The following is a 13,125-nucleotide window of genomic DNA, read 5'->3' as shown; positions in this document are numbered from 1 at the left end:
TTCGACCCTTGGCTGCGCGAGTCGCGCATGAGAGGGGCAACTAGGTGCCGGTTCCATTACATAAGAATTGCGCTGACAGACTGGTTGCGCTGCTAACCGACGCACTTGTGTCAGTCAGAATCGACAACCGAATCTTTGTCGACTACAGCTCGACTTCCTCCCTTAGGGCCATTGACGCTGTCCTGCCGACTTCAGGCAAACCCAAGCAGCAACTGGACAGCATTTTTGAGGACGACGAGCGCTTGCGCGCATTCACGATCGACTGGATTTCGCGCAAGCTTAAAGATAGTCAGATTTATGAGAGCGGGGTGAACGGCGAGTTCTTGTCTTCGCTAGCGGGCTTCGGGGATTCGAGTGAAATCGCCCGGAACATAGTTGCGGACTTTGTCGCGCTGCCTTACGATTACATCGTCTCGCTGCCTCTGCCGGCATCGTTCGATCAGTTGGCAAGTTCTCTTGCCGACAGTAAGCGAGCCAACCCCAGAGTTCATAAAATCGACGAAGATTTCAGGGCGAAATTCAGACCATCTGACGCCGTCAGCGAAAAAGAGCCAAATCCGTTCGGCTCAATTTTTGCAGTGATGCAGCCGCGAATGCCGGAAGATGGTGTTTGCCTTTAGATCGATTCAGACGGCTTTGTCGATCAATATGGGATCAGTCTGACTGCGGCGCACGCTATTGAGCAGGCGCGGTCGTTCTTTGGCCTCGGTCTTGCTGTTGCCCTTTTCCAGGTCGGGCAGCAAAAGACGGCGCCGATTTTTGGTCGCGTTCGAAAACAAATCTTCGTCCATCGGGTCGATGGGGAAAGAGTCTATTTGGACACGGCATTCGAAATCGATCCCGAATTCTCGGATTTCGTCGAGCGGGTGGAAATCGTTGGCGCAAACGACAAGACCTCAGAGATGAATTGGAGAGCATTCACCAACTGGAGTCTCGAGCGGATCGGAGCCATCTTTGGTGCGGGCACGAGGAGCATACGGATTCGCCGTGCTGGGCGTTGGCTGTTCGATAGCTATGCTGGTTCGAACCAATTGTTGGCGTTTGTACAAGCAATGGTCGCCCTTGAGATTCTTCTCGGGGACAAAGAAGCGTCCGATCTAACAGGTCTCACCGAATTGTTGAGCAATCGATGCGCTTATCTGCTGGGCGAAACCCAATCGGAACGGCACGAGATTCTGCAGAAGTTCCGGGCGATCTACCACGTGCGATCTCAGATCGTTCACAGCGGCAAGAGCCGCTTGACCGATAAGGAGCAGGTGCTTTTTTTCGAGCTTCGCGGCTTGTGCAGGAAGGTTCTCGCGAAGGAAATGCAGCTCCTCCTTACCCCCCCGAGACCGCATTTCGGCGGCGCTGCACCGGGGGGCGCCACTTAAGCAATCACCTGTAGGATAGCTGACATCCGGGGCCGAACTCACTTGCTTTTGGCCATCCAGCAGATTTTGCCTCCACAGAGGTAAAAAACTCCGATTTTGCATCCACAGACTAAAAAACTCGATTTGCATCCACAGCTTCTAAAAACTCCGAGGCTCGATTTTTCCAGCGGAGAAAAAATTCCGCGAATGGGCTGCGCGCCGGCCCGCCGGGCGGCGGCCTTGGCAACTTATTTGCCGCCCCCCCTTGGGGAAACTTCAAGGCCAAGGGCCCGCCAAATGCTCTAGATTGCTATCTCTACTCCACGTGATCGATGAATTGCATGCTTCTGTCTCCGCGCGTCAACGTTTCGAAGACCTCCAGTTTCGATCGGGCCAACAGGTCTTCCCAGATGTCGTTCACGTCGTCGTAGGCACGGGCGAGAAAATCCTTGTTGACGAATGTCTCCCAGTCGGGATGCATCAACCCGCGCTGGTCCAGTTCGTCGGGCGTGGCGACAACCTCCTCGTCAAAGTAAAGATCGAGGGGCTTGCCGTGGGCCAGCGTGTCCCGGAATTCCTTGAGTTCCTTGACGCTAAGGTACGGCCTCGTCGTGAAGTCCGGCGTTATTCCAACGTGGGCGCAGATGGTTTCGACTTTCACCAGCGCGGGCGCTCGCTCCCTCCAGCCTTTGACTAGGCGGTCCCCCAAAAAGTTCAACTTGGCCTCGATGGCGAATGCCAGCATCGTAAGACCGGCCATTATCTCAAGGCCGACGCCCTCACGGTCGTCATTTGCGATCCGCTGCTCAATCCGCGCTTTGAAGTAGTAGGCCGCGTTCGCAAGGTCGTTGTGGATGTAGATGTGGCGACGCGCTTGCAGCCGCACCTTAACTTTAGTCATTCAGTTCCGATCCTGATCGCCAAGCTGATTCAAGAGGGCAGTATTGTAATAATTCGTGGACTGCGAAAGGTAGTTTACGGTCGCAAGCTCCCGAAGTCCAAGAGCATTGATAGTCCGAGAAGGGTCGGAACCCGTATTCCGCCTCGTGCGATAGCGGCCGGTGCGATCGCCTCACACCAGCCGCCGCTCGGCGAGCCTCATTGTCATGGGTGCTCGCCGATATCAGGCCACGTTGCCGAAGTCGCCATAGGTCAGTGCCGTCGCCTGCTTGACGGCAAGGCCGATCCGCTCCTCGGCGAGGATCGCCACCAAGTTTCTAACGAAGAAATCGGCATGCTCGGTGCTGACCTCGACGCGCGCGGCCCAGCGATCGTACAAGGTGCCGGCTTGCTGGTAGCTGCCGACAAGGAACTTATCGACGGCCATCGCTTGCGTTGCCACGACAGGCAGGCCGAACAATGCCGGCGTGATCACCGCTTGTGGATCGCCAAGGATATAGCGACCATCGGCGTCTTTCAGAAGGCGCATGCGCATCCAGTCCGACGGATGCATGACGATGCCGTCCGCCGGAAAGTCAGCCAGCGCGTTTTGCAGGATAGCCAGGCCGATCGTGTCGAGCATGGTCGGGGTGGTGATGACGAACGGCGCCGCGAAGGCCGTGGCGTTCGTGACAAGGCCGTTGAGGTTGCTGCCGGTGCCGTCGCCGTTGAGCAACTGCGCTTCCTCGGCGAGCGCCAGCCCATAGCGTAGTTCGCCGTCGATGATATCGCGGAGCTGAGGCACATCGTCGATCACTTGCCGACTCGCCGGAATCCAGTGAGCGATGACTTGCGTCGGCAAGGTGCGCAGAACGAAGGCCAGCGCCGATTCAGGCTTCGCCGCGCCCTCGGCTACGGTCGCGGCGTTGTTAGTCCGGCCGGTCTGCGCCGGATACTCGACGGCATTGGACGAGACAGAAACGACCGGAAGGAGATCGCGGACAGCCATGCGGCGGCGCGGCATCATGGCCGGGGCATCGCGCGTCGGAACACCAAGGCTGCCGCCGGAGGCAGGATCGTTGGTCAGCGTCGTTTTCATGTCGACGCGAAAGCGGCCCGGCCGGCTGTGTTCGTCGCGGAAGGCTTCCAGCCCTTTGTGCTGCGTGAACTGCTCGCCCCATGTCTCCGGCTTGGCAGGCTCCCAGCCGCTTCCCCGCGCAAGTTGCTGACGGATTTCGGCGAGCTGGCCCTTGAGTCCGGAAATGTCTTGATCGGTGCCGCCCAGGCGCCGGAGGGTTTCTTCGGCCGTGCGTCGGCTGACGATTGGCATCCGCCATTGGAACGCGGCTCATGCTGCGCCACGAATCCGAGCTCCTGGTCGCGTTCGACCTTGGCCACGCCGAAATAACAGCTTTCGGGATGCGACCGCCCTTGGCCTTGCCGTATGCATTCGGCCCGGTGTCGGGCGTATAGATCTGCCCGATTGGGATTGTCATTATATTAGTCTAGGCGCATATTGACGATGCAGCGGGCCTCCACGTGCCCCTGTAATTAATGAAAAGAGAAATAATTCTCGTGTTGTTCAAATATTTTGCGCCTCACGAAACAATAAAATTTGGAGGAATGCCCGATGAAAGTGACTGTATTGGCAAACTACGCACCCCATGCTGCTAAAGGATTGATGCAGGGCTCAGACCGGGAAGCTGCCATCAAGGCGCTTTTTGAAAGCGTCGGCGGCAAAGTGGCCAGCATGATGTTTACTCGCGGCATCTATGACATTGTCATCAACGGTGAGGTTCCGGACCAATCTGCTGGGATGGGCCTAACGCTAGCGGTGCGAGCAAGCGGCTCGGTGACCGATCTCGTCGTTCTTGAGGAACTTGATATGAAAGCCGTGCTCGCGGCTGCCAACAAGGCTGCCGGCGCTTATAGGCCCGCCGGGTGATTTGGAATCACTGAACACATGGGCAGCACGGTTTCATTTGATACGCCGTGCTGCCTTCCGGGGACCCCCTATGTTTCCCGATTGCCGACATCGCGACCGATCTTCCACATGGGTCATCAGCTCTTCCGGAAACGGCTGCATGACCCGCGGCCCTACGCGGCCGCATCCAACCCCTGCCCCGGCACATAGTTGAGTATAGGCCCGAGCCAGCGCTCGACTTCGGCGAGCGGCATACCTTTGCGCCGCGCATAGTCCTCGACCTGGTCGCGTTCGACCTTGGCGACGCCGAAATAATAGCTTTCGGGATGCGACAGGTAGATGCCGGAGACGGAGGAGCCCGGCCACATCGCAAAGCTTTCGGTCAGGCTCACGCCCGCATTGTGCTCGCCGTCGAGCAGGCGGAACAGCGTCGCCTTCTCGGTGTGATCGGGCTGCGCGGGATAGCCGGGCGCCGGGCGGATGCCGCGATAGGGTTCGCCGATCAGCGCGTCCGGCGCCAAGTCCTCATCGGGTGCGTAGGCCCAGAACTCCTTGCGCACGCGTTCATGCATGCGCTCGGCGAAGGCTTCGGCGAAACGGTCGGCCAGCGCCTTGACCATGATCGACGAGTAATCGTCGTTCGCCCGCTCGAAGCGTTCGGCGATCGCCGCTTCCTCGATGCCGGCGGTGACGATGAAGCCGCCGAGATAGTCGGCCTTGCCGCTGTCGGCAGGCGCGACGAAATCCGACAGCGCGACGTTCGCCTTGCCGTCGCGCTTGGTCAGTTGCTGGCGCAGCGTGAAGAAAGTCGCCAGCTCCCGCGAGCGCTTGTCGTCCGCGAACAGCCTGATGTCGTCGCCGACGGCGTTGGCCGGCCAGAAGCCGATCACGCCCTTCGGCGCGAACCATTTTTCCGCAATGATCTTCGCCAGCATCGCCTTCGCATCCTCGAACAGCTGGCGTGCCGCCGGCCCTTGGGCCTCGTCTTCGAGGATCTTGGGGTAGCGCCCCTTCAGCTCCCAGGTCTGGAAGAACGGCGTCCAGTCGATATAGCGCGCGAGCTCGGCCAGATCCCAGCCTTCGAAGACTTTGTGGCCGAGGAAGGACGGTTTTGGCGGCTCGTAGGCCGACCAGTCGATCCTGTGGGCGTTGGCCCGCGCCTTGGCTAGCGGCAGGCGCAGCTTGTCGGCTTCGCCGCGCGCATGCGCATCGGCAACCTTCTTGTATTCGGCGCGAACGTTGTCGACATAGCCGGCCTTGGCCTCGTTCGACAGCAGCGCCGAGACCACGCCGACCGCGCGGCTGGCATCGGCGACATAGACCGTCTGGCCCTTGGCATAGCGCGGATGGATTTTTACCGCCGTGTGCACGCGGCTGGTCGTCGCGCCGCCGATCAGAAGCGGAATGTCGAAACCTTCGCGCTCCATCTCGGCGGCCATGTGCGCCATCTCGTCGAGCGAGGGCGTGATCAGGCCGGACAGGCCGATGATGTCGACCTGCTGCTCGCGCGCCGTCTGCAGGATCTTCGCCGCCGGCACCATGACGCCGAGGTCGATGATCTCGTAATTGTTGCAGGCCAGAACCACGCCGACGATGTTCTTGCCGATGTCGTGGACATCGCCCTTCACCGTCGCCATCAGGATTTTTCCGGCGGTCTGGCGCTCGCCAGTGTCGATGCCATTGGCGGCGTTCGCCAGCTTCTCCGCCTCCATGTGCGGCAGCAGGCCGGCAACCGCCTGTTTCATGACGCGGGCGGACTTCACCACTTGCGGCAGGAACATTTTTCCCGCGCCGAACAGATCGCCGACGACATTCATTCCTGCCATCAAGGGACCTTCGATGACATGCAGCGGCCGCTCGGCGGCAAGTCGCGCTTCGTCCGTGTCCGCGTCGATGAATTCGGTGATGCCGTTGACTAGCGCATGCGATATGCGCTGCTCGACCGGCCAGTCGCGCCAGGCGAGATCGCGTTCCTGCGCCTCCTTGCCGGCCGTGCCCTTGAAGCGTTCGGCGAGTTCCAGCAGGCGCTCGGTCGCCGTGCCGCCGCCCTTCGGCTGACGGTTGTTGACGACATCCTCGCAGGCTTCGCGCAGTTCCGGATCGATGGTGTCGTAGACGGCAAGCTGCCCGGCATTGACGATGCCCATGTCCATGCCCGCCTGGATGGCGTGATAGAGGAACACGGCGTGCATGGCCTCGCGCACCGGCTCGTTGCCGCGGAACGAGAAGGACAGGTTCGACACGCCGCCCGATATGTGGACATGCGGCAGCGTCGCGGTGATCTGCCTGGCGGCCTCGATGAAGTCGACGCCGTAATTGTTGTGCTCGTCGATGCCGGTGGCGATGGCAAAGACGTTCGGATCGAAAACGATATCCTCTGGCGGGAATCCGGCCTGCTCGGTCAAGAGCTTGTAGGCGCGGGTGCAGATCTCGACCTTGCGCGCCTGCGTGTCGGCCTGACCGTCCTCGTCGAAGGCCATGACGACCACCGCCGCGCCATACGCGCGGACGAGCTTCGCATGGTGCAGAAAGGCTGCTTCGCCTTCCTTCATGGAAATGGAGTTGACCAGCGGCTTGCCCTGCACGCATTTCAAGCCGGCCTCGATGATCTCCCATTTGGAACTGTCGATCATCACGGGAACGCGGGCGATATCAGGCTCGGCTGCGATCAGGTTGAGGTATTCCACCATCGCCTTCTTCGAATCGATCAGGCCCTCGTCCATGTTGATGTCGATGATCTGCGCGCCATTGGCGACCTGGTCGCGGGCGACTTCGAGCGCTGCGACATAGTCGCCCGCGGTGATCAGCTTCCTGAATTTTGCCGAGCCGGTGACGTTGGTGCGCTCGCCGACATTGACGAACGGAATCTCGTCGGTCAGCGTGAACGGCTCGAGGCCGGACAGGCGCATCTTCGGTTCGATGTGAGGAACCGCGCGCGGCGGATATTTCTTCACCGCCGCCGCGATGGCGCGGATGTGGTCGGGCGTCGAGCCGCAGCAGCCGCCGACGACATTGACCAGGCCGTCGCGCGCGAACTCCTCGATCTGCGCGGCCATGAACTCCGGGCTCTCGTCATAGCGGCCGAATTCATTGGGCAGGCCGGCATTCGGATAGGCGCAGGTAAAAGTGTCGGCGACGCCTGATATTTCGTCCAGATGCGCGCGCATGGCCTTGGCGCCCAGCGCACAATTGAGTCCTACCGTGAACGGGTTGGCGTGACGGACCGAATGCCAGAAAGCCGTCGGCGTCTGGCCGGACAGCGTGCGGCCAGACAGGTCGGTGATCGTGCCGGAGATCATCACCGGCAGATGCACGTTCTTCTCGATGAATACCTCTTCTGCTGCGAAGATTGCCGCCTTGGCGTTCAGCGTATCAAAAATGGTCTCGATCAGAATGATGTCGGCGCCGCCGTCGATGAGACCGCGCAGCTGCTCGCCATAGGCAAGGCGCAATTCGTCGAAGGTCACGGCGCGATAGCCGGGATTGTTGACGTCCGGCGACATCGAGGCGGTGCGGTTGGTCGGCCCCAGCGCGCCGGCGACGAAGCGGCGCTTACCGTCCTCCTGCTCGGCCCTCAGCGCTGCCCGGCGCACCAGCCGCGCACCGTCGCGGTTCAGCGCGTAGACCGCATCCTCCATGCCGTAATCCGCCTGGGCGATCGCGGTCGAGGAGAAGGTGTTGGACTCGAGGATATCCGCCCCGGCGATGGCGTAGCGATAGTGGATCTCCTCGATCGCCTTGGGCTGCGTCAGGATCAGCAGGTCGTTATTGCCTTGCTGATGGCAGGCGCAATCGGCGAATTTGTCGCCACGGAAGTGGTTCTCGTCAAAACCCAGACCCTGGATCTGCGTGCCCATGGCGCCGTCGAGGATGAGGATGCGTTCGCGCGCCGCCGCCGTCAGCGCCGCAAGCACTTCCGACCCGTCGGGCTTGGCCGCGACGGGGCCGAACAGGTCGTCCAGCGATGAAGGGTTTTGCGACATTTTTCATCCTTAAGGCGACAGTCGCGCTTAGATCACATAAAGACATATTTATGTCAATATACGCTATTGCCACGCCCAGGGCAAATCGCTTCAGGTTTAGTGGCCCCCCGTCTTCCAGTGTTGACCGCAAGACACGCGAGCCGGTCGCGGCGACAACGACAGCCAAGATCATCTATCGCGGCTACGAACTGGGCGCGGCCTTCACCTATGTCGGGCTGAAGGCCAATGTGCTCGAATTCATGCCGCCGCTGACACTGACCGAGGACGAGGTCGCCGAGGGCGCGGCCATCGTCGACCAGGCGATCGCCGACGCGACGGCGGGCAAGGTTTCCGACGCGGATGTCGCTTCCTTCATGATGTGGTAGGCGGGACTGCGGGACCGTAGCCCAAACCGCGTCCAACTATGCTGATGGTCTACCCCACCCACTTCTCGTAGTCGGACACGAGCAGGTGCAACGGCGAAACATCCTCGTCGATGTCGGCGAAGCGGCCGATCGGTTCGCGGAAGACATTGTCGGTGAGATCGTCGTTGACGGTCGACACCTCGCCGATCAGCACGTCCTTGCCCTCGGCCCAGAAGGCATGCCAGACGCCCGGCAGAAGCGTGACGCTCTGGCCTGGGTCGAGCTTCAGGAGCCCGCCCGCCGGCAGCCGGTGGATGGTTCCGTCGACAGGCACCGATACCTCGGCCTTCGGATCGATGCCGCCATCGCGATCGTGCATGAACAGTTCCAGCACCAGCTTGCCACCACCACGGTTGATGATGTCTTCGGCCTTGATGTTGTGGCGGTGCATCGGCGACAGCTGGTCCTTGCGCGAGATCATGATCTTCTCGGCATAGAGCATGCCCATGCCCTTCTTCATGTCCTCGTAGCGACCGTTGCGAACGGTGAACAGGAAGAGGCCGAGTTCGCTAAACTTACCCTGCCCGTAGTCGGTGATGTCCCAGCCAAGCCGGGAGGAGAAGATGGCCGACGAATCCTGCCGGCGCGCCTTCATCTCTTCCGGGCTCCAATAGGCGAAGGGCGGCATGATGTAGCCGAACGAGCGAATGAAGGCGTCGGCATCGCGGATGATGTCGTTGACGGTGGAACGTTTCATGGTCGTGATCCCTTCTTCAGGCGGCGACTACTGCGAATAGCCGAACGCCGGTCCGGTGTCGACGTAAACTGCGTGAGCTGGCCTCATGACATCCGGTCCGATCAGGGCCATAAGTTCGAACGAATTCCTGACGGTGACAACCCCATGCGCAGCATAGATGACCTCGATACGCCGGCAATCCTGATCGATGTCGGGCGCGCCGACGCCAACATCGCGCGGGCGCAAGCCCATGCCGACCGCCACGGGCTGAAGCTCAGGCCGCACATCAAGACCCACAAGCTGCCTTACTGGGCAAAGAAGCAGATCGCGGCGGGCGCAGTAGGTATCACCTGCCAGAAGATCGGTGAAGCCGAAGTGATGGCCGATGCCGGCCTCACCGACATTTTTCTCCCTTACAACATTCTGGGCAGGGCCAAGTTGGAGCGCCTCAAGGCGCTGCACGGCCGTGTGACGCTGTCGGTGACGGCTGACAGCATGGAAACGCTTGGCGGTCTCGCCGCCACCTTCACCGATCCCGACCACCGGCTGCCGGTGCTGGTTGAATGCGACACCGGCATGGGCCGCTGCGGCGTCCAGTCGGCCAGCGAGGCGGTCGCACTGGCCAGAGAGATCGACAGGGCCAAGGGGCTGGCCTTCGGCGGGCTGATGACCTATCCGGCGGCCGGCCGCGCCGCCGAGGCCGAGACGTGGCTCGCCGATGCGCGCCAGGCGCTCGCCGCATCCGGTCTTGCCTGCGAACGCATCTCCAGCGGCGGCACGCCAGATATGTGGCGCTCGGGCGAGGACAGCGTCGTCACCGAATACCGGCCCGGCACGTATATCTATCTCGACCGCTATCAGGTCGCCAAAGGCGTCGGAAGTCTCGACGATTGTGCGCTGACGGTGCTGTCGACGGTGGTCAGCCATCCGACGCCGACGCGGGCCATCCTCGATGCCGGCAGCAAGGCCTTGTCCAGCGACACGCTGGGGTTGCCCGATTTCGGCGAATTGCTGGGCGTTCCGGGCGCCACCGTCACGGGCCTCAGCGAGGAGCACGGCAACATCACGCTTTCCGGCGGCCCCAGGCTGCGTATCGGCGAGCGCGTGCGCATCGTGCCCGACCATTGCTGCGTCGTCACCAATCTGTTCGACGAGGTCCACCTGATCGCCGGAGAACGGGTGCTGGAGACGTTGCCGGTGGCGGCGCGCGGCCGCATGGGCTGAGCCCGTCACCTAAGCGTCCTCCCTCGGAAAGGTCGATATCAGGCTGGTGGCCGTTCGGCCTGCCTCGCCGCGATGCGGCGCATGGAAATGACACGGCGCCGCCGGATTTCGGTGCGCATCGCCATCAGATGCAGCGCGAAGAACAGCACGGTAAAGCCCAGAGCCATAACCAGCAACGGCCGCAACAGGCTGGGATCGATGGTCGGTCCGCCGAGCCGGAACACCGAAGCTGGCTGATGCAGCGTGTTCCACCAGTCGACCGAGAATTTGATGATCGGGATGTTGATGAAGCCGACCAGGGTGATGATTGCGGCGGCCCAGGCGGCACGTGCCGCGTCGTCGAGTGCCCGCGTCAGCGCGATGACGCCGAGATACATCAAAAACAGTACGAAGACCGAGGTCAGCCGCGCGTCCCATACCCACCAGGTGCCCCACATCGGCTTGCCCCAGATCGAACCGGTGATCAGCGCGAGCGCTGTAAAGACGGCGCCGATGGGCGCCGCCGATTTCAGCGCGACATCGGCCAGCGGATGGCGCCATACCAGCGTGCCCAACGCGGAAATCGCCATCAGCGTGAAACACATCATGGCCAGCCAGGCGAAGGGCACATGGATATACATGATGCGCACGGTGATGCCTTGCTGGAAATCCTCCGGCGCCGTGAAGCCCATATAGAGCCCGGCGGCCAGGATGAGTGTGGCGCTGGTCGCCAGCCACGGCACCACCTTGTCGGCCAACCCGACAAACCGTGTCGGGTTGGCGAAATCCATCCAGCCGCTGAGGCGTGAAGTCATATCACTCATGCGGCTTTACATAAACCGGCGATGCGTTTGGGGCAACTACAGCGCCGTGTGTCGTAGGCGGGGCTTTCCCTTCTCCCCCGGGGGAAGAAGGGAAAGAGTTCAGGCGGCCTCGTCCGTGATGGTGCGGCTTAGGCGACGGACTTCCTCGTCGTTGAGCAGGCCGCCGGCGCGCAGCAGGCTGGCAAAGCGGCCATTGCGCATCGACAATTCGGCGAAGCCACCCATTTCGACCACCTTGCCCTTGTCCATGAACACGACCAGATCGGCATCGCGAACAGTGGTCAGGCGGTGGGCGATGATGAAGGTGGTGCGGCCGCGCCGCAACTCATCGATCGCTTCCTTGACGCGGTCTTCCGTCTCGACATCGAGCGCGCTGGTCGCTTCGTCGAGCACCAGGATGGGCGAATCCTTCAGCACGGCGCGCGCGATCGCGATACGCTGGCGCTCGCCGCCTGAAAGCTGTCCGCCGCGTTCGCCGACGACCGTGTCGTAGCCGTTGCTCTTCGACAGGATGAAATCCTGCGCGGCGGCGGCATTGGCGGCGGCGTGGACCTCATCATAGGTCGCCTCGGCGCGTCCGACGCGGATATTGTCCTCGATCGAGCGGTTGAGCAGGCCCGCATCCTGGAACACGGTGGCGATCGAGTGGCGCAGCGACTTACGGGTCACCGAGCGGGTATCGATGCCATCGATCAGGATACGGCCGCTGGACGGCGCAAAGACGCGCTGCAAAAGATTGATGAGCGTCGTCTTGCCTGCGCCCGTCGGACCGACGATGGCCACGGTCTGGCCAGCGTGGACCTCGAATGACACGTCGTGCACGCCCTGCCCCGAATTGGCGAATTCGAAGCTGACGTCTTCAAAGCGCACATGACCAGTGACGTTGACGAGGTCGCGCAACCCATCCGGTTCGGCGGCGTCGGCCGCAGAGTCCTCAAGGCGATAAAATTCCTCGAGCTTGGCCCTAGCTTCCGAAATCTGGTTGGCGAAGGCCGACATCTGGTCGAGCCTGGCAATCAGCAGCGTGGCAAAGCCCGTAAAGGCGATGACGTCACCGATACGCAATTGGCCATGCATGACCAGATAGGAGCCGATCAACAGCACGACCATCATCGAAATGGTCGACGACAGGCGGTGCAGAGCGTTGGCCAATGCCCACCAGTCGAGCACCGGATACTGGGCATCGAGCAGATTCTTGACATAGCGCTTCAAGGCGTCGGTCTCGTGGCCGATGCGATTGTAGCTCTGCAGCACGGCGACGTTGCTGACCGAGTCACTCACATGCGCGAACACCTTGTGGAAGTGCCGCTCCACGGAGGCCTGGCCTTCCTTGGTACGGCGCATCACCAGCCGCCCGATTCCGACGTAGAGCGCGCCCAGCGCCAGCAGGACCATCGACATGCGAACATCCATGCTGAGCGCCGTCGGCACCAGCAGAACCAGCGCGACGGCGGTGGACAGATGCTGCCTCATGAACTCGAGCCAGAGGCTGAACAAGGTCTCGACCGCGCGCAGAAGCGTATGCAGAGAATTGGAGGTGCCGCGCTGATGATGCCACGCAAGCGGCATGGTGATCACGCGTTCGAACGACTCGCAAAGGACATCGCTGCGCCGCGCATGGGCAAAGCGGTCCGCACCGCGCGCCACCAGAACGAAGGCGACGATGTTGAAGGCGCCGATACCAGCCCACAGCCCGAGCGTCGAGAAGACCGAGCCGCCGTCCGAAATAGCATCGATCACCCGTCCGAACATGATCGGCTCAAGGATGGCGATGATGGCAAGCGCGACATTCGCCCCGCAGATAAACGCCACGCGTTTTCTGTCGGCAGCGAGATAACCGAGCGCTCTCCAGTAGATTTGCAGAAGGGACACTTCAGCTA

12 protein-coding genes are annotated in these 13,125 nt (G+C 61.5%); 5 read left to right on the top strand and 7 right to left on the bottom strand.

Annotation, left to right across the window (positions count from 1 at the left end; all coding sequences use genetic code 11):
• Nucleotides 1-107: 107 nt before the first annotated feature.
• Complete coding sequence (locus IQ26_RS21230) at nt 108-620, top strand: hypothetical protein (RefSeq protein WP_145720303.1); 513 nt, start codon at nt 108-110, stop codon at nt 618-620.
• A gap of 6 nt (nt 621-626) precedes the next feature.
• Here IQ26_RS21230 and IQ26_RS39170 read toward each other — a convergent pair whose 3' ends face one another.
• Nucleotides 627-791 carry a hypothetical protein gene (locus IQ26_RS39170; RefSeq protein WP_156090942.1) on the bottom strand — a complete coding sequence of 55 codons (165 nt, stop codon included), beginning with the start codon at nt 789-791 and terminating at the stop codon, nt 627-629.
• 24 nt (nt 792-815) lie between these two features.
• Between IQ26_RS39170 and IQ26_RS21225 the strand changes: the two genes are divergently transcribed.
• Nucleotides 816-1,373, top strand: coding sequence for a HEPN domain-containing protein (locus IQ26_RS21225; RefSeq protein WP_145720302.1), 558 nt, complete (start codon nt 816-818; stop codon nt 1,371-1,373).
• 295 nt (nt 1,374-1,668) lie between these two features.
• Here the strand turns inward: IQ26_RS21225 and IQ26_RS21220 are convergent, their stop codons facing one another.
• Together IQ26_RS21220 and IQ26_RS21215 are read right to left on the bottom strand one after the other, a co-directional pair.
• The gene (locus IQ26_RS21220; protein ID WP_145720301.1) at nt 1,669-2,253 is read right to left on the bottom strand and encodes a hypothetical protein; all 585 of its coding nucleotides are present in this window, start codon (nt 2,251-2,253) and stop codon (nt 1,669-1,671) included.
• A 222-nt stretch (nt 2,254-2,475) separates the two neighbouring features.
• Nucleotides 2,476-3,561: a phage major capsid protein gene (locus IQ26_RS21215; RefSeq protein WP_145720300.1), complete on the bottom strand. Its 1,086-nt coding sequence runs from the start codon at nt 3,559-3,561 to the stop codon at nt 2,476-2,478.
• A 300-nt stretch (nt 3,562-3,861) separates the two neighbouring features.
• Here IQ26_RS21215 and IQ26_RS21210 point away from each other — a divergent pair, with 300 nt between their 5' ends.
• Nucleotides 3,862-4,176, top strand: coding sequence for a GYD domain-containing protein (locus IQ26_RS21210; protein WP_145720299.1), 315 nt, complete (start codon nt 3,862-3,864; stop codon nt 4,174-4,176).
• A gap of 152 nt (nt 4,177-4,328) precedes the next feature.
• Here the strand turns inward: IQ26_RS21210 and metH are convergent, their stop codons facing one another.
• On the bottom strand, nt 4,329-8,138 hold the full coding sequence (metH, locus tag IQ26_RS21205) for a methionine synthase (RefSeq protein WP_145720298.1): 3,810 nt from the start codon (nt 8,136-8,138) through the stop codon (nt 4,329-4,331).
• Between the two features lie 50 nt (nt 8,139-8,188).
• On the opposite strand from metH, the gene IQ26_RS21200 reads away from it, so the two are divergent.
• Entirely contained in the window at nt 8,189-8,503 is a 315-nt protein-coding gene (locus tag IQ26_RS21200; protein WP_240547188.1) for a hypothetical protein, read from the top strand.
• A gap of 49 nt (nt 8,504-8,552) precedes the next feature.
• On the opposite strand, the gene IQ26_RS21195 is transcribed toward IQ26_RS21200, so the two are convergent.
• The gene (locus IQ26_RS21195) at nt 8,553-9,239 is read right to left on the bottom strand and encodes a D-lyxose/D-mannose family sugar isomerase (RefSeq protein ID WP_145720297.1); all 687 of its coding nucleotides are present in this window, start codon (nt 9,237-9,239) and stop codon (nt 8,553-8,555) included.
• Nucleotides 9,240-9,383: 144 nt separating this feature from the next.
• Between IQ26_RS21195 and IQ26_RS21190 the strand changes: the two genes are divergently transcribed.
• The gene (locus tag IQ26_RS21190; protein WP_145720296.1) at nt 9,384-10,442 is read left to right on the top strand and encodes a D-TA family PLP-dependent enzyme; all 1,059 of its coding nucleotides are present in this window, start codon (nt 9,384-9,386) and stop codon (nt 10,440-10,442) included.
• A 38-nt stretch (nt 10,443-10,480) separates the two neighbouring features.
• On the opposite strand, the gene IQ26_RS21185 is transcribed toward IQ26_RS21190, so the two are convergent.
• Nucleotides 10,481-11,245, bottom strand: coding sequence for a heme ABC transporter permease (locus tag IQ26_RS21185; protein WP_145720295.1), 765 nt, complete (start codon nt 11,243-11,245; stop codon nt 10,481-10,483).
• 99 nt (nt 11,246-11,344) lie between these two features.
• On the bottom strand, nt 11,345-13,117 hold the full coding sequence (locus IQ26_RS21180; RefSeq protein WP_145720294.1) for a glucan ABC transporter ATP-binding protein/ permease: 1,773 nt from the start codon (nt 13,115-13,117) through the stop codon (nt 11,345-11,347).
• Nucleotides 13,118-13,125 lie beyond the last annotated feature (8 nt).

It is taken from the genome of Mesorhizobium tianshanense (assembly GCF_007830515.1).
GTDB lineage: Bacteria > Pseudomonadota > Alphaproteobacteria > Rhizobiales > Rhizobiaceae > Mesorhizobium > Mesorhizobium tianshanense.
Note: the sequence above shows the minus strand (reverse complement) of the source record. Positions and strands in the feature narration are given on the sequence as shown.